This window comes from Mycetocola sp. JXN-3 (assembly GCF_014522285.1).
GTDB classification, from domain to species: domain Bacteria; phylum Actinomycetota; class Actinomycetes; order Actinomycetales; family Microbacteriaceae; genus Mycetocola; species Mycetocola saprophilus.
Window position 1 is genome coordinate 90,175 of record NZ_CP041635.1, and the last position, 19,109, is coordinate 109,283.

A 19,109-nucleotide genomic window follows, 5' to 3' on the forward strand; every position below is an offset into this window, starting at 1 on the left:
TGTTCCTCCTTCAAATGCCCGGAGCGCCGGGACACAAGATCAAATAGCGCGAGCGCGCAGCAGCAGCCAGAGCCTCGAATCTCTGGGACGGGCACGCCCGCCGAACCGGTATCCTGCAGCGCCATGCCAACCCGGGATCTCCGGGGACACAGCGGCCGCCAAGTCGTCGCATCACTTCGGTGCGACCGGTACGGCCTTTTCATCCGGCGTAGCGTCCAACGCAAATCAGCCAGGCATCCCCGCGCCTCTTCGGCCTGGGGGTATGGGACTCTGTGGAATTATCTGAAACTCAGGTACGATAGCGTCTCCGACCACCGCCCGTACCCCGGGCAGTTTTGGAAGGCGAACGCGCTTTTAGGCGCGACAAATACCCCCTCTTCAGGGGTGGCTTTCAACGACCGATTCAGTCGGTCAGGCTATGGCCGCACGCAGAGGCGGCAGTGAAGGCTACGAGGCTACGCGGTCGCGATCAGCCCATGCTTTCAGGTCATCTTTGGTGTATCTAATGAGACGTCCGAGACGGCTGTACGCAGGTCCGATGCCAGCTGATCGCCAGCATTCCAGGGTGTGCTTAGCCAGACCTAGGTACCAAGCTGCATCTGCAGTGTCCAGATACCTAGGCTCAATCGGGTGTGGGGCTTCGGTGGACATTGTCATGCTGCGGCGAGCGCGGCGGAGTCGTCTACGATTTCAAACGCTTCGCCGGGGCCTAGGTTGAATGCCACGCATACTCCGACGATGAATGCGGCGGACGGCTGGCTGCCGCGTTCCACACGACCAAGGGTGCTGCGATCTACACCGATCATGCGAGCCTGGACGTCTTCGCTGGGGATGTTTCGAGTCTCCCGGAGCCGGGCGAGGAGACCTGGGCGGATAAGGAGCTTGTGCGTCATTACTATCCCTTCTTGGTGCATTCGTTCACCGTAATGATGCAAGTATGCACGGGATCGAATTGTTTATCAACTCGTTTTGATGCACGTCTGCATCATTGCATGCGGCATCAGCGGCATCTCAAGGGATTGTTATTGATTTTGATGCAAAATTGCACCATAATGAATGCATGGACGAAACATTGCTTCACTATCTCACCGCCATGACCGGCGAGCGAAGTGCTCGCGCTATCGCCCTGCGCGCTGGCATTGACCCCAGTACGCTTACTCGACAGCTAAACAGTGCTCTGCGCCCTGAGACGGTTGTCGAGATTGCGAGGGCCTATAGTGCTCCGGTTGTCCCTGCGCTGGTCTTCGTGGGGCTGATCACCCAGGCCGAAGCTGATGCCGCAAGTGTCGCCCTGGCACTCAAGGCTGCCTCGGACCTCGAGCTCGCAAAAGAAATGGTCTCGCGCGTTGAAAGCGGCACCGCCACCGGTCAACTGACCGAGCCCGTCGAGCTTGACGAGCACGCGAATGTCGTACCCTTCCGTCAGAGTTCTGATCAACACGATCTCAAGACGGTGGAGATCGACGACCTACCCTACGCCGCCACGGACGACGACGGGGGGCAGCCTGAATTCCCGAATGGATAGACGTGATCCCTGCCTACGACCCCTACCAGCACGCGCGTAAGCTCGGGGTCCAAGTAGTGCATCGCGGCATCGGTAAAGACACGGGGCGCTGGATACCCCGCTACGGCGCAATTTTCTTGCGCCCCGGCATGACAGCACGTCACGAGCGGTCCGTCCTTGCGCATGAAATCGCGCATGTAGAGTACGGACACACAGCAAGTAGTCGGAAGGCCGAGCTGTTGGCAGACTCGCGTGCAGCATCCCGCCTGGTTCTCGCTAGCGACTTTGACGAGCTCGTCAAATGGACTCAAGAGCTCCCAGAATTAGCGATTGAGCTAGGCGTCACTGAGAACATTGTTAGGGCTTACATAAGGAGTAGATAATGGCCAGGCCAACACTCGCCCTGGGGACCTATGGCAACATCACTACCAAGCAGGTCGACGGCCACTGGGTGGCTGACGCTCGAATCCGGGACATGGACGGCAAATCCCGCCGGGTCACACGCAGCGGCTCCACAAAGGCGCGGGCCGTCAACTCCCTCAAAGAAGCATTCCGTGACCGCCTCACACCAACCGGAACCGAACTGAGCCGCACCTCTCGTGTATCGGCGCTATCAAAGATGTGGTGGTCAGAGTACACCGAGCAACTTCATGCACCGGGAACCCTCCGCCGCTACGAGCAGGTTCTGGCCACGCATGTAGTCATCCCCCTCGGCGACCTCCGCTTGTCAGAAGTCACACCGGCGCGCGTGGATCGCCACCTAAAATCGCTCACCCGGTCGGCTGGCTACTCGTCCGCCGAGATCGCCAAGGTTCTGCTAACTGCCATGTTCAAGATGGCAGCGCGACTTGACGCCATCGACTTCAACCCCGTTGCAGCAGCCGCACCGATCGTGTCGCCCCGGCGCGAGATTACTGCGTTCACTCTCGAAGACGTCGCATGGCTGCGCACTCACTTGCGCGAATGGGATCGGGGGAAAGACAAGGCAGGTCGCATACGCACTACGGACCTCGCAGATCCAGTCGACATGTTTCTGGCTACTGGGGGTCGCCCCGGCGAGATTTTTGCAATTGACTGGACTCGAATCGAATTCGAAGGTTCGTCAACGAGAGCGGTCATCGATCAGACCATGGCAAAAGATCGACGCGGGAAATGGGTTATCCAGCCCCATACCAAGGCGAACAAGAAGCTGAGGGTGACTCTGCCTCGCTTCGCCAGCGAGATGCTGCTGCGTCGACGCATCGATTCGTACGGGGCGCTAGTTTTCCCTTCAAGCACGGGAACTCCCCGGATACCTGACAACTTTCGCACGCAATGGCATGCTGCGTTGCTCGGCACGCGATTTGAAGGTCGCCTACCCAAGGAGTTCCGGGCCACAGTCGCGACCGCATTGCGCGACAGCGTAGGTATCCAGGCTGCACAACATCAGCTTGGGCACTCTCACCTGGACACCACCGAACGCCATTATGCAGTCCCCGTCACTGACGCTCCGGACGTCTCAAGCGTGCTGGAGCAGTTCAATGTTTAGCGGTTCAATAGGCCGCCGTTTACTATCCAAAAACCCCCAGAAGTTCATAGAACTCGACGGAGCTCGAATCGGTTCCCGCGTAGGCTTGAGCCCCGATCAAGGCACAAAAAAAGACCTGTAGAGAACAGGCCAGAACGCGCATATTAGTAGCTGGAGTTCTACCATTGAACTACATTCGCGTATCGCCGCCGGAGCGTCGATTTCCCCACTCTACTAGACAACCCACGCCGCGCAAGGCGGCGCGGCGGGAACGGGCGTACCGAGTGCGGCGGGTTCCGCGGGAATCCGCTGTAGGATGGGCCACGTGCTGCTCTCCGACCGTGATATCAAAGCCCAGATCAACGCCAACCGCATTGGCCTCGAGCCGTTTGCGCCCGAGCTGGTTCAGCCCTCGAGCGTGGATGTGCGCCTCGACCGCTTCTTCCGGCTGTTCGACAACCACAAGTACTCCTACATCGATCCCTCCGAGGAGCAGTCGGAGCTGACCCGGATGGTCGAGACCGACCCCAACGAGCCCTTCATCCTGCACCCGGGTGAGTTTGTGCTCGGGGCCACCTATGAGCGGGTCACCCTGCCCAACGACATTGCCGCGCGCCTCGAGGGGAAGTCCTCGCTGGGTCGGTTGGGTCTGCTGACCCACTCCACCGCGGGCTTCATCGACCCCGGTTTCACCGGCCACGTGACCCTGGAGCTGGCCAACGTCGCCAACCTCCCGATCCGCCTGTGGCCCGGCATGAAGATCGGCCAGCTGTGCTTCTTCCAGCTGACCTCGGAAACCGAGAACCCCTACGGTTCGGCGACCGCCGGTTCGCACTACCAGGGTCAGCGTGGGCCGACCGCCTCGCGCTCGTTCCAGAACTTCAAGCGCACGGACATTTCCGAGACCAGCCAGGGCGCGTTCGGCGCCTAGTCGTTCCGGCCTCACAGTAATCGCCCCACCATTCGGTGGGGCGATTGCCGTTTTTGTGGTTAGGCGTCGAGCTGTTCGAGCTGCTCAACCAGCCACGGGCTGATCGACCAGGGGGCGATTTTGGCCAGCTGGGCGAGATCCGCGGGCTCAACCCAGCGGTACTCGGCCACCTCGTCGGGGTTGGGGATCAGGGCCGAGGAGAGCGTGGCCGAAAAGACCGGGCAGATCTCGTACTCGACGATGCCGCTGGCATCCACCGCGCGGTAGCGGAAGTCGGGCAGCAGCGGGGTGATGCCGGTGACCGTGGTGCCCAGCTCATCGGCCGCGCGGCGCGAAATCGCCGACTCGAAGGACTCCCCGGGGGCCGGATGTCCGCAGAACGCGTTGGTCCAGACCCCGGGCCAGGCGACCTTGCTCAGCGCACGCCGGGTCAGCAGAATTCGGCCCTGCTCATCGGTGATGTGGCAGGAAAACGCGAGGTGCAGCCGGGTGTTGTGATCGTGCACCTCGGCCTTATCGGCGATGCCGATCGGTTCGCCGTCCTCGGACAGCAGCTGCACGTACTCGCGGTTTGACATATCCCTATTCTCGCTGGTCGCGGCCCGCCGCGCGAATGCAGCACGCTCGCTATGTAAGCGACTAGCCCCTGCCCTACCGACGTCGCAGCCGAGGCAGTACCGCAACGACCAGTGCGCCCTGTACGCGGCGGCGGGAACGAAGCGCGCGGGTTAGCGGACCGACTGCGGCAGGCGCACCGGAATCATCAGCGCGAGGCCCAGGGCGATCACCAGGATCAAGCCCAGGATGCCGAAGTACTGCGCGCCGCCCAGCGTGACCGCGATCCCGAAGGCGGCCGGGGCGATGAAGGAAACCGCGCGGCCGGTGGTGGCGTAGAGCCCAAACAGCTCGCCCTCCTTACCCGGCGGGATGATGCGTGCCAGGAAGGACCGCGAGGCCGACTGAGCCGGTCCCACAAACGCGGCCAGGCCCAGGCCGAAGACCCAGAAGACCGTGTGGCCGCCGTCGTGGAGCACAAACACCACCACGCCGAAGGTCACCAGCCCGATCAGCGCGGCCATGATGACCGTGCGCGGACCGAAACGATCATCCAGGCGGCCCGAGGCGATCGTGACCACGCCGGCCACCACGTTGGCGGCGATCCCGAACAGGATCACGTCGCCCCCGCTGAATCCGAAGGTTCCCACGGCCAGGACCCCGGCGAAGGTGAAGACGCCGGCGAGGCCGTCGCGGAAGATGGCGCTGGCGATGAGGAAGCGCGCGGTGGTCCGATCATCACGCCAGAGACCCACCAGGTCCCGGCCGAGCTTCTTATAGGAGCCGAGGATGCCGATCTTGGCACCCGGGGCCGCGGTGCCCGGAGCCTCGGGGATGACCCGGAGCACCGGGATGGCCGAGAGGCCGAGCCAGGCGGCGGCGATCAGCATCGAGACGCGGACGTCCCAGCCGTTCTCCGAGGTGATGCCGAAGATCCCCACATCGGGTCCGATCAGGCTCACATAGAGGATGACCAGCAGTACGATGCCGGCGATATATCCCAGGCCCCAGCCGAAGCCGGAGATCTTGCCGATCGTGGCCGGGGTGGAGATCTGGCCGAGCATCGCGTTGTAGTTCACCGAGGCGAACTCGAAGAAGATGTTTCCGGCGGCCAGTAGGAACAGCCCGAGCCACAGCAGGTCGGGTTCCGGGGCGACGAAGGCCAGGGCCGCGGTTGCGGCGACCACCAGGTAGGTGTTCACGCCGAGCCAGAACTTGCGGCGACCGCTGCGGTCGGCACGCTGACCGGTGACCGGTGCCAGGAGCGCGATGATCACGCCGGCCCCCGAGATCCACCAGGACAGCTGGGCCGAAACGTGGGCCTCGCCGCCGAACGCGGGGGTCCGGGTGAGGTAGGTGGTGAAGACGAAGGTGGTCACCACTGCGTTGAAGGCGGCCGAGCCCCAGTCCCACATTCCCCACGCTAAGACCGGCTTGGAGAGCAGCCGCGGTTCGGGGGAGGGGGTGCGCAGGGCAGAGGTCATGGCCCCAGGGTACTGCCCCGAAGCGAATCAATGGCAACCAATATGTAAACCGATGGGGTGACGGCGGGTGCGGTGCCCCTCCGAGGCGCTAATCGCGCAGCGGACGTCCCTCGGCATCATTATTAAACGCGCGGGCGCGGGCGAGGATCATGATGCCCTCGATCAGGCCCCAGAGCGCGGCACCGCCGAAGGTCACGATGGTGGCGGCGATCTGCAACAGACCGATGCCGATGTACCCCAGGTAGAAGCGGTGCACGCCGATCGAGCCGAGGAAGATGCCGAGCAGTCCCGCGGTGAGGCGGCTCTTGGCGGCCGGGTCGTAGGGGGCGTAGCCGGCCGGGTAGCCGGGGGCGCCCTGCTGGGGATAGCCGGACGGTGCGCCGGGTGCACCCTGCTGCGGGTAGGCACCCGCGGTGCCCTGCTGGCCGTAGCCGGGGGTGCCCGGGGCTGCCGGGTAGCCGGCGGCGGGGGCCGGGTTCGTGGGGACCTGACCGGTCAGCGGCGCCGGAAAGTGTGGCAGCGCGCGCGACGGGTCGGTGTCGGCGGGGATTTCTGACGCCGCCGCCGAGGTCTCGGGTGCGGCATCCTGGGGCTGGGCGGTGTGATCCGCGCCCGTGGGATCGGTCGTACTCATGACTCCAGGGTACGCGAGGGTCCGTCATTTTTGACGTAGCGACGGGGATTTTGCCGCCGAAACCCAAAGTTGAGTCGTGAAGGCTCAACATTTCCTGAGAGTGGCTTGACACCGGTATTGCGTTCGGTAAACTTGAGCCTAGGCAACTCAACTATGGGATTGCCGCCGACTTCGGGTTCGGTTACCCGGACCCGGGACCAGTTCACGGTATTCGCCCTTCCGGGCGAGAACGAAGGAGAAAACACATGGCACGTGCAGTAGGCATTGACCTCGGTACCACCAACTCGGTGGTCTCGGTCCTCGAAGGTGGCGAGCCCACCGTTATCGCCAACGCCGAGGGTGCTCGCACCACCCCGTCCGTTGTTGCATTCACCAAGGATGGCGAGGTGCTCGTCGGTGACACCGCCAAGCGCCAGGCCGTCACCAACGTTGACCGCACCCTCGCGTCGGTCAAGCGTCACATGGGTACCAACTGGACCTTCGACGTTGATGGCAAGAAGTACACCCCGCAGGAGGTGTCCGCTCGTATCCTCGCGAAGCTGAAGCGCGACGCCGAGCAGTACCTGGGCGACACCGTCACCGACGCCGTCATCACCGTTCCCGCCTACTTCAACGACGCCGAGCGTCAGGCCACCAAGGAGGCCGGTGAGATCGCGGGCCTCAACGTGCTTCGCATTATCAACGAGCCCACCGCTGCCGCCCTGGCCTACGGCCTGGACAAGGGTAAGGAAGACGAGCTCATCCTGGTCTTCGACCTCGGTGGTGGAACCTTCGACGTTTCCCTCCTTGAGGTGGGTAAGGACGACGACTTCTCGACCATTCAGGTCCGCGCGACCTCCGGTGACAACCGCCTCGGTGGAGACGACTGGGACCAGCGCGTGGTTGACCACCTGGTGAAGAAGTTCAAGGAGACCACCGGCGTCGACGTCTCGGGCGACAAGATCGCGCTGCAGCGTCTGAAGGAAGCGGCCGAGCAGGCAAAGAAGGAGCTCAGCTCCTCGATGTCCACCTCGATCCAGCTCCCCTACCTCTCGCTGACCGAGTCGGGCCCCGCCAACCTGGACGAGACCCTGACCCGCGCGCAGTTCGAGAACATGACCAAGGACCTGCTGGACCGCACCAAGAAGCCGTTCCAGGACGTCATCCGCGAGGCCGGCGTCAAGGTTTCCGACATCGCTCACGTGGTGCTCGTTGGTGGATCGACCCGTATGCCGGCCGTGGCCGAGCTGGTCAAGGCCGAGATCGGTCGCGACGCCAACAAGGGTGTTAACCCGGATGAGGTTGTGGCCGTCGGTGCCGCCCTGCAGGCAGGTGTGCTGAAGGGTGAGCGCAAGGACGTTCTGCTGATCGACGTGACCCCCCTGAGCCTCGGTATCGAGACCAAGGGTGGCATGATGACCAAGCTGATCGAGCGCAATACCGCGATCCCGACCAAGCGCAGCGAGACCTTCACCACCGCCGATGACAACCAGCCCTCGGTGGCCATCCAGATCTTCCAGGGTGAGCGCGAGTTCACTCGGGACAACAAGAACCTGGGTACCTTCGAGCTGACCGGTATCGCACCGGCACCGCGCGGCATGCCGCAGATCGAGGTCACCTTCGACATCGACGCCAACGGTATCGTCCAGGTGTCCGCCAAGGACAAGGGCACCGGCACCGAGCAGAAGATCACCATCTCGGGTGGATCGTCGCTGTCCAAGGAAGACATCGAGCGCATGGTTCGTGAGGGCGAGGAGCACGCCGCCGAGGACGCCAAGCGTCGCGAGCAGGCCGAGACCCGCAACTCCGCCGAGCAGCTGGCCTACTCGATCGACAAGCTGATCAAGGACAACGAGGACAAGCTGCCCGAGGACGTCAAGAACGAGGTTCAGGGCGACGTTGACGCGCTGAAGTCCGCTCTGGCGGGCGAGGACGAGGACGCGGTCAAGACCGCCTTCGACAAGCTGAACGAGTCGCAGGCCAAGCTGGGCGAGGCCATCTACGCCCAGAGCCAGGCCGAGGCCGCGGCGGCCGAGGGTGCCCCGGCAGCAGCCGAGTCCGACGAGGACGTGGTTGACGCCGAGGTTATCGAGGACGACGAGTCGGAGAAGAAGTAACAACATGACCGAACAGAACCCCACTCCCGAAAACGAAGAGCCCACCACGGGCACCGAGTCCGGCGAGCACGGTTCGACCCAGGAACCGGGGGCCGCTGAGGTCCCCGGTTTCGGGGCATCCGAGGATGCTCCCGAGGTCGAGTCCGATGCCCAGGCCGAGGCCGGGTCCGACGAGATCTCCGATGAGGAACTGGCCGTGCTGTCGGGTCAGGTTTCCGCCGACGAGATTCTTGCCGACCTGCAGCGGGTGAACGCCGAATACGCGAACTACCGCAAGCGCACCGAGGCGAACCGCGGCATCGAGAAGGAGCGCACCGTGGGTGCCGTTCTGACCTCGCTGCTGCCGGTCCTGGACGACCTGGATCGCGCCGCCAAGCACGGTGACCTCACCGAGGGATCCGCGTTTGCGCTGCTCGCCGAGAAGCTGCGCGGCACCGTCGAGAAGATGGGTCTGACCTCCTTCGCGGCCGCCGGTGAGGTCTTTGACCCGAACCGTCATGACGCGATCTTCCAGCAGCCCAGCGCCGATGTCACGGTGGACACCGTGGCCGACGTGGTCGAGACCGGCTACCTCATTGGTGAAACCCTGTTGCGCCCCGCCAAGGTGGTCGTCCAGGTTCCTGCGGAGTAACCGCTATGGCTAGCCAGGACTGGTTTGACAAGGACTTCTACAAGGTACTCGGGGTGTCCAAGGACGTCTCCGACGCCGAGCTGAAGAAGGTTTACCGCAAGCTCGCGCGCAAGTATCACCCGGATTCCAACCCGGGCGATGCCGCCAGCGAGGCCAAGTTCAAGGAGATCAGCGAGGCCTACTCGGTCCTCAACGACTCCGAGCAGCGGGCCGAGTATGACCAGATGCGCGCCATGGGTGCCGGGGCGCGGTTCACCGCTCCCGGCGGTGGCCGCGCCGGCGGCGGGTTCGAGGATGTCTTCGGCGGTCGTGGCGGCCAGCAGGGCGGGTTCGAGGACCTGTTCAGTGGCATGTTCGGCGGAGGCGGTTTCGGCCAGACCAGCGGGGGATTCCGCGGGTTTGGCGGGCCGACCCCGGGTCAGGATGTGACCGCATCCACCACGATCGACTTCATTACCGCGGTGCAGGGTGAGACCATCACCCTGCAGACCGGCGAGGGTCGCACCATCAAGGTGAAGATCCCCGCGGGTGTGTCCGATGGGAAGAAGATCCGGGTGCGGGGTAAGGGTCGTCCCTCTCAGGACGGCGGTGCCCCCGGCGACCTGGTGCTGACCGTGCACGTGCGCAAGCACCCGGTGTTTGAGCGCGACGGCAACAACCTGCGCGTGACCGTCCCGGTGACCTTCGTCGAGGCCACGCTCGGTGCCACCATCGAGGTTCCCACCCTGGGTGGGGATCCGGTGAAGCTCCGGGTTGCGCCGGGTACCCCCTCGGGTCGGATCCTACGGGTCAAGGGCCGCGGGGTTGCCACCGGATCGGGCACGGGCGACCTGCTCGCGATCGTTCAGGTGGCCGTTCCGGCTCACCTGAGCGCCGAGGCGACCGAGGCGCTCAAGGCGTTCCACGCCGTGGAGCCCAACGAAAACCCGCGCGCGGACCTGATCGCTCGGGCTCGTGGCTAACACCCACCCCCGAACGTGAGGCCGGTGCCCGTTCCGGCATCGGCCTCACGTTTTCTCACCCCACACGGGTATCCTGTGGGGCAACCGCACGGAAGGAATCGACATGGATGAGCACTCCCCGGTGTTTGCCATCGCGATGGCCGCCGAGCTTGCGGGCATGCACCCGCAGACCCTGCGTCAGTACGACCGCATCGGGCTGGTGAGTCCGAGACGCACGGCGGGGAAGTCTCGTCGCTATTCGATGCGCGATATTGCGCAGCTCAAGACCGTCTCCCGGCTGAGCAATGAGGGTGTGAGTCTCGAGGGCATCGCCCGGCTGCTGAGCCTGGAAAATCAGGTGGATGCGCTGACCCGTCGGGTGCGTGAGCTGGAGAGCGCGCTGGCCAACGAGATGCTGAAGAGCCCGGGTCGCCGCGTGTTTGCGGCCGGGCAGGCGGGGGACGTGATCAGCCTGCGTAACGGCGTGCGCACCCAGCGTCGCACCGAGCTCGTGGTGTGGCGTCCGGATGCGGCCTTCTTCGCCGAGGATGAGGACATCGAGGACTCCGAGGGCGATCTCGACGAGGACTTCGAGGGTGAGTTTCCCGCCGGTCCCGCACGTAGCTAGGGCTCTCCCGCGGACCGCCCACCCCCAAACGGGTCGGTGGTCAGGCCCCGCGCGAGTAGTGTTGTGGGGTGAGTGAATCCCCTGCCCCCGCGTCCAGCCCCTTCGATTTTTCCGCCCTGCGCCGTCACCCCGACGTGGAGGGTGACAACCTGCATGCGGTCGATGCGACGGACCGGCTGATCCTGGACGAGGCCGCCTCGACTCTCGACGCGCTCTCGGGCGAACACGTGGTGGTCATCGGCGACCACTATGGTGCCCTCACCCTGGGCGCGATCGCCACCCACAATCTGACCGGCGTGCGGGTCTTCCAGGACTCGCTGATCTCCGAGCGCGCGCTGGCCGAAAATGCCGGGCGCAGCGGCCACACGGATGCCTTTACCTCGCTGCCGCTGGGGGCCGAACTGCTGACCGGAGCCAAGCTTGTTCTGGTGCAGCTTCCGCGTCAGATCGCGGCTCTGGACGAGATTTCGCGCCTGATCGCGATCCACGCCGACCCCGAGGTGCTCGTGGTTTCCGGCGGCCGGATCAAGCACCTGAGCCCGTCGATGAACACGGTTCTGGGCGAGTCCTTCACCGAGGTGCGGGCCTCGCTGGCGCGGCAGAAGTCGCGGCTGCTGATCGCCTCCGGACCGCGCGCCGTCGAGGCTCGAGTGCCCGCCCGCGCCGAGATCCCCGAGCTGGAGCTGACCGTGTGCTCGGGATCACAAACCTTCGCCGGCGCGAGCCTGGATATCGGTACCCGTGAGCTGCTGAAGTTCCTGCCCAAGTACGCCCGCTGGGCGAAGGTGGCGGTGGATCTGGGCAGCGGAACCGGCATCGTGGCCTCCGCGGTGGCTAAGGCGCGCCCGGACATTCAGGTCATTGCGACGGATATTTCAGCCGATGCGGTGGCCGCGACGCGGGCAACCGCCGAGGCCAACGGGGTGGCCGACCGGGTCGAGGCTCGTCGCGATATCGGCCTGTCCCAGCAGCCCGACGCGAGCGTCGACCTGGTGCTGCTCAACCCGCCCTTCCACACCGGTGCGACCGTGCACGCGGGGCTGGCCGAGGCCCTGTTCCGCGAGGCTGCGCGGGTGCTGCGTCCCGGTGGCGAGCTGTGGACCGTTTACAACACGCACCTGGGTTACCGGGGCGCGCTGGGCCGGATCGTCGGCCCCACCAACCAGCGTCTGCGCACCACCAAGTTCACGGTGACCCTGTCCGTCAAGGCGGAGGCTCCGGCAAGCTAGCGGTGGCGGGTTAGCGCCGGCCCGGGCTCGCTCCCCCGTGCTCGACCCGCGTGCCTTTGGACAGGTTAGATCCAGCCGTTGTCCCAGGCGATCGCCGCCGCCTGGACGCGGGATTCGGCGTTGAGCTTGAGCATCGCCGCCGAGGTGTGGTTGCGCACGGTTCCGTGGGCCAGATGCAGCTGCTTGGCCACGAGCTTGGTGGGTAGGCCCTCACGGGTCAGCCGCAGCACGTCGCGCTCGCGGGCGGTGAGCGGGTTTTCGTCCTCGGTGAGGGCCGCGGCGGCCAGGTCTCGGTCGATATAGCGTTCCCCGCGGGCGACCGCACGGATGATCTGCGCGAGCTCGGACGCCGGCGTGGATTTGGGCACGAACCCGGCGATCCCCGCCGACAGGGCCCGTTTGAGTGTTCCCGGACGCGCGTGCCGGGTGACCAGCACGATCCGGGTGTCGAGGGTGCGCCGAATCTGAGTGGCCGCATCCACGCCATCCAGCACGGGCATCTCCAGGTCCAGGAGGACCACGTCGGGGCGGTGCTCGGCGGCCGCGGTGACCGCCGCGCCGCCGTCGGAAACATCGGCGATCACTTCGAGATCGGGTTCCAGGCTGAGCAGCGCAACCAGCGCCCCGCGAATGAGTTCCTCATCGTCGGCGATCAGCAGTCGCAGCGGCTCGGGCGTCGATGGTGCCGTGCTCATGACTGCTCCCTCGCGGATGAGATGCTGCCGGGCACACGCACGGTCAGGGTGAAGGTTCCATTCTGCCGCTCGCCGGTCACGGTTCCGCCGATTGCGGCGGCGCGTTCCCCAAGCCCCGCCAACCCGGTGCCCGCATTCTCCTGCCGGCGTCCGGTGGCCCCGTCGTTTTCCACGGTGAGCAGGAAGCCACCTCCCGCCTCGGCGAGGGTGATCGCGGCGCGGGTGGGGTGGGCGTGACGCAGCAGGTTGGTGGTGGCCTCGCGGATTGCCAGGGCCAGGACCGTGCCGATATCCGCCGGGATCGTCGCCTCGGTAATGGAGACCGTGCAGTCGATCCCCGCCGAGGCCAGCACCGAGGCGGCGCCGCGTGCCTCGACGGCCACGGTGACCGTGCGGTAGTTATTCACGACCGCCCGGGTGTCCTCCAGCGCGGCGCGGCTGATGGTACGAATCGCCGACAGCTCGGCCGCGGCGGCGGCGGGATCTCGCTCCAGGAGGCGTTCGGCGAGCTCGCTCTTGAGCGCGATCACCTGCAGGTTGTGTCCCTGAATATCGTGCAGGTCGGTGGCGAAGCGCAGGCGTTCGCGGGCGATGGCCAGGTCCGATGCCATGCGGCGGGCCCGATCCATCCGCTCCAGCACGCGCAGGCTCCAGATCAGCGAGGCGTAGGTGAGGGGGAGCAGCACGAGACCCATGCTGAGCAGGATGAGCAGGGTGATATCCGAGAGTGTGGCGCGAACATCCACCGGGCGACCGGCGATCACGGCACCGAGCGCAAAGATGCCCACCAGCAGGACCACGCTGCCCAGGAAGACCCAGAACCGGGCCGCCACCGGCACCAGACACAGCACCATTCCGGTGGCCACGGTCAGGGTGAGTGCCCAGTTCCAGGCGACCACCGAGGAGGATGCTCCGATCACCCAGGTGGCGATGGCCGAGACCATGAGCGCGATCGGCAGCGGACGCAGAACCCCGCCCGGGGCGGTGACCTGCGCCATTTCGCGGATCACCCGGGAAACCAGCGCGCAGGCGAGCGCCGTGGTGATGATGGTGAGAGCGGAGAGGACCAGCATCCGCTGCGGTTCGGTGTGTGGATCGGCGAGCACCAGCTGCATGAGGCCAAAGCTGAGGTTCACAAACCAGAGGCTCCAGGCCGTGTAGCGGCGTCCGCGGACCAGGTCGGTCACCCCGCGGGGCGCGGCGGTCTCGGCCGGATCGAGGGATCCCGGGCGCGGAGCGGACACGGCTGACATGACCCCAGCCTAGCGAGCGTCGCGTGCCGGGGGCAGGGGGGCACGAAGAACCGTGACATGTGTCACGGATAGGGGTGACACCGTGCAACTGCCGCCCGCGGGCCGGGGCCGACAGACTGAAGACATCAGCGGAAAACCCACACCGGGACCCGCAGGAAGCACGGGTACATCATGAAGAAGATCATCAAGGTTCCATTCATCGTCATCGGGTCGATCGCGGCCCTGATCGCCGCGGGCCTCGGCACCACCACCGTGGTCAACGCGGTGGCCAGCCAGCGTGAAATGGGCAGCCTGGAGCACTACGGCCAGCTGGTCGAGGTGGACGGGAAGAAGATGAACGTACTCGTGCAGGGCGATGGTCCCGAAACCATCGTTATGCTGCCGGGCCTCGGCACCGGGGCACCGGCCGTGGACTTCGCCCCGGTCATCGACAAGCTCTCACCCACCTACCGGGTCGTCGCGGTCGAGCCGCTGGGATACGGGCTGAGCGATGACACCGATGTGCCGCGCACCAGCGACAACATCGTGAAGGAGGTCCACACGGCCCTCGCCGAGCTGGGTGTCACAAAGTACGCGCTGATGGGTCACTCGATCGCCGGCATCTACGCGCTGGACTACGTGAACACCTACCCGAGTGAGGTGACCGCGTTTGTGGGCATCGATTCGAGCGTGCCGAACCAGCCCGGATCCGAGAGCGTTCAGGGTCTCGAAGACGTGCGTGGTCTGAAGTCGCTGGGACTGATGCGGGTGCTGGACAGCCTGGTCCCGAGCATGTACGAGGGAATCGACGCCTACTCCGCCGCCCAGAAGGAGCAGATGGAGATCCTGGCACGCCACAATGCGCTCAACGACGTGGCCGTCAGCGAGACCGGGCTCACCGCCGAGAACTTCGACGCGGCCAAGAAGCAGTCCTTCCCCGCGGATCTCCCGGTGCTGCTGTTTGTCGCCAACAGCGACAACGAGGAGGTGCCCGGTTGGCTTGAGCTGCACCAGGAGCAGGCAGCGACAACCAGCCTGGGTCAGGTCATCTCGCTGAAGGGCGAGCACTACCTGCACCACACCCAGAGCGAGGCCATCGCCGCCGAGACGATCGCCTACCTCTCGGCCCACACCGCCGCACAGTAACGCCCTCCCCCCTCAAGAACAACGGCCCCCGCCGAAGCGGGGGCCGTTGTGCGTGCTGTCGAGCCGCGCCGAAACTAGATGCGCACGCCGCGTGCCCGCAGGAACGCGGCGGGGTCGGTGTGGTTGGCACCGACGTAGATCTTCAGGTCCAGGTGCGGGCCGGTGGCCACGCCGGTCTGGCCCATGAAACCGATGACGTCGCCGCCGCTGACCTGTGCGCCCACGCGGACGTTGAAGCCGCTGAGGTGGCCGTAGTAGGACTGGATTCCGCCGCCGTGGTCGACGATCACGCGGTTACCAAAGGCATTGGCGTTGCCGGCGAAGACCACGGTTCCGGACTGAACGGCCTTGATCGGGGTGCCGCTGGCACCACCGAAGTCGAGCCCGGCGTGGAACGGTGCCGAGCAGCCCTGGGGGCACATGACCGGACGCGGACCGTAGGGCGAGGTGATGCCACCCGGTGCCGGACGCCACCAGCCCGAGCTGGACGGGGCGAAGTAGGTGCCGGTTCCGTTACCGGTCTGCGGCGGGGTCGGCGGAAGGACGACGCCTCCACCGCCTCCACCGGTGCCCGGCTTGGGCTTATTGGCCTCGGCCTGTCGCCGCGCCTCCTCCTCGGCGGCGCGCTTGCGAGCGGCCTCCTCCTCGGCGCGCTTGCGGGCCTCCTCGGCTCGGACGGCCACACCCACGGCGTACTGCTGTTCCTCCTCCACGCGGGTGCCCTTGAGGGCGGCCAGCTGCTCGATCAGGCGAGACTGGTTGGCCTCCTGCTCGGCGACGGCGCTCTGGGCGGCGGCCGAGGCGGCGGTGGCCCGGTTCAGGGCCCCCTCGGCGTCGGCGCGAGCCTGGGTGAGGATATCGGTGGCGACGGTGGCCTGGGCGTTCAGCGTGGTGACCAGGTTGGCCGCCTGCTTGGCGCGATCCAGGGTCTCGGTGGAGCGCTCGGTGAGCTTAGTCATCGCGCCGAGCTTATAGAGGGCATCGTCGGCGTTCTTGGGATCGCCCAGCAGCTCCAGGGACACCGAGGTGCCGGTGCTGCGACCCATTTTCGACATCAACACGGCGACCTGGCCGGCCGATTCCTCGGCGGCGGCGGTGGCGTCCTTGACCTCGGCGGCGAGGCGGTTGGAGTTGATCTCGGCCTCGGTGGCCACGGCATCGGCCGCCTGGTACTGGTCGGCGGCGATGTTGGCGGCGGCCTGGGTGTTGGCCACGTTGGTGTTGAGGTCCTTGATCAGGCCCTCCACCTTGGTGACCTCGGTGGCGGCCGTCTGTTCGTTCTGTCGGGCGCGCTGGACGTCATCCCAGCTGGGGTAGTCGGCCCCCGCGGCGTTTGCCGGGGAGGTGATCCCCAGGGTGCAGACGAGCACCCCGAGGGCGAGTAGGGCGGTGCCTACACGGCTACGAGTTCTCAAGAATCTAATCCTTCCGGCCGGTTTTCCCGCGGGTAAGCGGGCTGGCGCGCGCGACGCGCCGACAGTCGAGTACCTCCAACCTAACCCGGATTTCCCCAATTGGGGGAGGGCCTCCGGGTGTGTTTGATATTTAGTGTGGACCCATGAGCGGAAAACACTCGGCATCGAATCGGCGTTCAATCAGGGAATTCTGAGTTTTATTTACCCCTGACGACTGGTATCACATCGCCGCAGGATGTAAACTTGAGTCAACAAGGCTCAAGTTTGCGGGAGACGATTCCCGCCAGCACCAGGAGAAGGAGAGAACCCGTGCAACCAGGCCAGCAGCCATCCCAGGAACAAGCAAAGAGCGCCCTTGAGCAGTACGGCGTGAACCTCACCGCGATTGCCGCGACCGGCAAGCTCGACCCGGTCATCGGTCGCGATGCCGAGGTTCGTCGCGTCAGCCAGGTGCTCACTCGGCGTACCAAGAACAACCCGGTCCTGATCGGGGAACCCGGCGTGGGTAAAACCGCCGTGGTGGAGGGGCTCGCCCAGCGCATCGTCGCCGGGGACGTGGCGGACTCCCTCAAGGGCAAGCAGCTCGTCTCCCTCGACCTGGCCGCCCTCGTGGCCGGGGCCAAGTACCGCGGCGAGTTTGAGGAGCGCCTGAAGGCAGTGCTCCAGGAAATCAACGATGCCGACGGCGAGATCATCACCTTCATCGACGAGCTGCACACCCTGATGGGTGCCGGGGCCGGCGAGGGCTCGGTCGCCGCCGCGAACATGCTCAAGCCCATGCTCGCCCGCGGTGAACTGCGCCTGATCGGTGCCACCACGCTGGATGAGTACCGACAGTACATCGAGGCCGATGCGGCCATGGAGCGTCGTTTCCAGCAGGTGTATGTGGGGGAGCCCTCGGTGGAGGACACCATCGCGATCCTGCGCGGGCTCAAGGAGCGCTATGAGGCGCACCACAAGGTGACCATCGCCGACAGCGCGCTGGTCGCGGCCGCCTCGCTCTCCAGCCGGTACATTCCCGCGCGACAGCTGCCGGATAAGGCCATCGACCTGATCGATGAGGCCGCGTCCCGGCTGCGCATGGAGATCGACTCGGCCCCGGTCGAGATCGATGAGCTGCGCCGCAGCGTGGATCGCCTCAAGCTCGAGGAGCTCGCGCTCAAGCGGGAGAAGGACGAGGCGAGCAAGCAGCGTCTGGCGGCGCTGCGCGCGGACCTGGCCGCCCGCCAGGAGAAGTTGACCGACCTGCAAAGCCGGTGGGAGCTGGAACGCTCAAGCCTGAACCGCGTGGGTGAGCTCAAGGAAAAGCTTGACCGCGCCCGGATCGAGGCCGACCGCGCCCAGCGCGAGGGCAAGCTGGAGAAGGCCTCCAAGCTGCTCTACGGCGAGATTCCGGTGATCGTGCGCGAGCTGGCCGAGGCCGAGTCCTCGGAGAACACCGCGGACAAGATGGTCAACGACCAGGTGGGTGCCGACGATATCGCCGCGGTGATTGCCGCCTGGACGGGGATCCCCGTGGGTCGGCTGCTGCAGGGCGAGACCGAGAAGCTGCTCAACCTTGAGCAGGAGCTGGGCCGTCGCCTGATCGGTCAGCGCAAGGCCGTGGCCGCGGTGGCCGATGCCGTGCGGCGCAGTCGTGCCGGGGTCTCCGACCCCAACCGTCCCACCGGATCGTTCCTCTTCCTGGGTCCGACCGGTGTGGGAAAGACCGAGCTGGCCAAGGCGCTGGCCGAGTTCCTGTTTGACGACGAGAAGGCGATGGTTCGCATCGACATGAGCGAGTACGGCGAGAAGTTCGCCGTCTCGCGCCTGGTGGGCGCCCCGCCCGGATACGTCGGGTATGAGCAGGGCGGTCAGCTGACCGAGGCCGTGCGTCGTCGTCCGTATTCGGTGGTCCTGCTGGATGAGGTCGAGAAGGCCCACCCCGAGGTCTTCGACATCCTGCTGCAGGTGCTGGATGACGGGCGTCTCACCGATGGCCAGGGCCGTACCGTGGACTTCCGCAACACGATCCTGATCCTCACCTCGAACCTCGGATCCCAGGTCCTGATCGATCCGACCCTCTCTGCGGACACCAAGGAGAGCATGGTGCAGCAGGCCGTGCGGCAGGCATTCAAGCCGGAGTTTGTGAACCGGCTTGATGACATCGTGGTGTTCCAGGCGCTGAGCGAGGAGGACCTCGGCCAGATCGTCGAGCTGTACATCGACCGGCTGCAGCGCCGGTTGGCCGCACGTCGACTCGAGCTCGCGGTCACCCCGGATGCCCGGGCCTGGCTCGCCGAGCGCGGGTACGACCCGCTGTACGGTGCGCGTCCGCTGCGTCGCCTGATGCAGAAGCAGATCGATGATCGCCTGGCCACCGCGCTGCTCGCGGGCGGCGTGCGCGACGGGGACACCGTGGTGGTGGACCTCGCCGCCGACGGGGAGAGTCTGGCCATTCGCACCGGCGAGTAGCCCACAACGCGCGGTGGCCTCGGGGCA

The 19,109-nt window shown here is 65.7% G+C and carries 19 protein-coding genes; 11 read left to right on the top strand and 8 right to left on the bottom strand.

The window, feature by feature from the left end; translation table 11 throughout:
- Positions 1–447: 447 nt before the first annotated feature.
- Positions 448–657 (bottom strand): helix-turn-helix domain-containing protein, encoded by a 210-nt coding sequence (locus tag C7C57_RS15940; RefSeq protein WP_370581422.1) that lies wholly within the window; start codon positions 655–657, stop codon positions 448–450.
- Positions 654–893, bottom strand: coding sequence for a helix-turn-helix domain-containing protein (locus C7C57_RS00520; RefSeq protein ID WP_030149753.1), 240 nt, complete (start codon positions 891–893; stop codon positions 654–656). Before C7C57_RS00520 ends, C7C57_RS15940 begins: the two co-directional genes overlap by 4 nt.
- Before the next feature lie 167 nt (positions 894–1,060).
- Between C7C57_RS00520 and C7C57_RS00525 the strand changes: the two genes are divergently transcribed.
- From C7C57_RS00525 to dcd, 4 genes are all read left to right on the top strand, one after another.
- A complete protein-coding gene (locus tag C7C57_RS00525; RefSeq protein WP_187977191.1) occupies positions 1,061–1,525 on the top strand; it encodes a hypothetical protein in 465 nt (154 codons plus the stop codon).
- A 2-nt stretch (positions 1,526–1,527) separates the two neighbouring features.
- Positions 1,528–1,887, top strand: a complete 360-nt coding sequence (locus C7C57_RS15945; RefSeq protein ID WP_043321622.1) for an ImmA/IrrE family metallo-endopeptidase — start codon at positions 1,528–1,530, stop codon at positions 1,885–1,887.
- On the top strand, positions 1,887–3,032 hold the full coding sequence (gene xerC, locus C7C57_RS00535; protein ID WP_187977193.1) for a tyrosine recombinase XerC: 1,146 nt from the start codon (positions 1,887–1,889) through the stop codon (positions 3,030–3,032). Before C7C57_RS15945 ends, xerC begins: the two co-directional genes overlap by 1 nt.
- 304 nt (positions 3,033–3,336) lie before the next feature.
- On the top strand, positions 3,337–3,942 hold the full coding sequence (gene dcd, locus C7C57_RS00540) for a dCTP deaminase (RefSeq protein ID WP_187977194.1): 606 nt from the start codon (positions 3,337–3,339) through the stop codon (positions 3,940–3,942).
- Between the two features lie 59 nt (positions 3,943–4,001).
- Here dcd and idi read toward each other — a convergent pair whose 3' ends face one another.
- The 3 genes from idi to C7C57_RS00555 all read right to left on the bottom strand — a co-directional run bounded on the left by idi (position 4,002) and on the right by C7C57_RS00555 (position 6,615).
- A complete protein-coding gene (gene idi / locus C7C57_RS00545; RefSeq protein ID WP_187977195.1) occupies positions 4,002–4,520 on the bottom strand; it encodes an isopentenyl-diphosphate Delta-isomerase in 519 nt (172 codons plus the stop codon).
- A 150-nt stretch (positions 4,521–4,670) separates the two neighbouring features.
- On the bottom strand, positions 4,671–5,981 hold the full coding sequence (locus C7C57_RS00550) for an MFS transporter (RefSeq protein WP_187977196.1): 1,311 nt from the start codon (positions 5,979–5,981) through the stop codon (positions 4,671–4,673).
- Positions 5,982–6,069: 88 nt separating this feature from the next.
- Positions 6,070–6,615, bottom strand: coding sequence for a TM2 domain-containing protein (locus C7C57_RS00555; RefSeq protein WP_187977197.1), 546 nt, complete (start codon positions 6,613–6,615; stop codon positions 6,070–6,072).
- Positions 6,616–6,860: 245 nt separating this feature from the next.
- Here C7C57_RS00555 and dnaK point away from each other — a divergent pair, with 245 nt between their 5' ends.
- The 5 genes from dnaK to C7C57_RS00580 all read left to right on the top strand — a co-directional run bounded on the left by dnaK (position 6,861) and on the right by C7C57_RS00580 (position 12,140).
- Complete coding sequence (gene dnaK, locus C7C57_RS00560) at positions 6,861–8,711, top strand: molecular chaperone DnaK (protein ID WP_187977198.1); 1,851 nt, start codon at positions 6,861–6,863, stop codon at positions 8,709–8,711.
- A 4-nt stretch (positions 8,712–8,715) separates the two neighbouring features.
- Entirely contained in the window at positions 8,716–9,342 is a 627-nt protein-coding gene (locus C7C57_RS00565; protein ID WP_187977199.1) for a nucleotide exchange factor GrpE, read from the top strand.
- 5 nt (positions 9,343–9,347) lie between these two features.
- Positions 9,348–10,304 carry a DnaJ C-terminal domain-containing protein gene (locus C7C57_RS00570; protein WP_121687734.1) on the top strand — a complete coding sequence of 319 codons (957 nt, stop codon included), beginning with the start codon at positions 9,348–9,350 and terminating at the stop codon, positions 10,302–10,304.
- A gap of 103 nt (positions 10,305–10,407) precedes the next feature.
- Positions 10,408–10,911, top strand: a complete 504-nt coding sequence (locus C7C57_RS00575) for a heat shock protein transcriptional repressor HspR (protein WP_187977200.1) — start codon at positions 10,408–10,410, stop codon at positions 10,909–10,911.
- A 68-nt stretch (positions 10,912–10,979) separates the two neighbouring features.
- Positions 10,980–12,140 carry a methyltransferase gene (locus C7C57_RS00580; protein ID WP_187977201.1) on the top strand — a complete coding sequence of 387 codons (1,161 nt, stop codon included), beginning with the start codon at positions 10,980–10,982 and terminating at the stop codon, positions 12,138–12,140.
- A 65-nt stretch (positions 12,141–12,205) separates the two neighbouring features.
- Here the strand turns inward: C7C57_RS00580 and C7C57_RS00585 are convergent, their stop codons facing one another.
- Positions 12,206–12,835, bottom strand: a complete 630-nt coding sequence (locus C7C57_RS00585) for a DNA-binding response regulator (protein WP_030147726.1) — start codon at positions 12,833–12,835, stop codon at positions 12,206–12,208.
- Entirely contained in the window at positions 12,832–14,088 is a 1,257-nt protein-coding gene (locus tag C7C57_RS00590; protein WP_187977202.1) for a histidine kinase, read from the bottom strand. Before C7C57_RS00590 ends, C7C57_RS00585 begins: the two co-directional genes overlap by 4 nt.
- A 171-nt stretch (positions 14,089–14,259) precedes the next feature.
- Here C7C57_RS00590 and C7C57_RS00595 point away from each other — a divergent pair, with 171 nt between their 5' ends.
- A complete protein-coding gene (locus C7C57_RS00595; RefSeq protein ID WP_187977203.1) occupies positions 14,260–15,213 on the top strand; it encodes an alpha/beta fold hydrolase in 954 nt (317 codons plus the stop codon).
- Between the two features lie 74 nt (positions 15,214–15,287).
- Here C7C57_RS00595 and C7C57_RS00600 read toward each other — a convergent pair whose 3' ends face one another.
- The gene (locus tag C7C57_RS00600) at positions 15,288–16,628 is read right to left on the bottom strand and encodes a M23 family metallopeptidase (RefSeq protein ID WP_187977204.1); all 1,341 of its coding nucleotides are present in this window, start codon (positions 16,626–16,628) and stop codon (positions 15,288–15,290) included.
- 309 nt (positions 16,629–16,937) lie between these two features.
- Between C7C57_RS00600 and C7C57_RS00605 the strand changes: the two genes are divergently transcribed.
- Positions 16,938–19,082 carry an ATP-dependent Clp protease ATP-binding subunit gene (locus tag C7C57_RS00605; protein ID WP_187977205.1) on the top strand — a complete coding sequence of 715 codons (2,145 nt, stop codon included), beginning with the start codon at positions 16,938–16,940 and terminating at the stop codon, positions 19,080–19,082.
- The last annotated feature ends 27 nt before the right edge of the window (positions 19,083–19,109 follow it).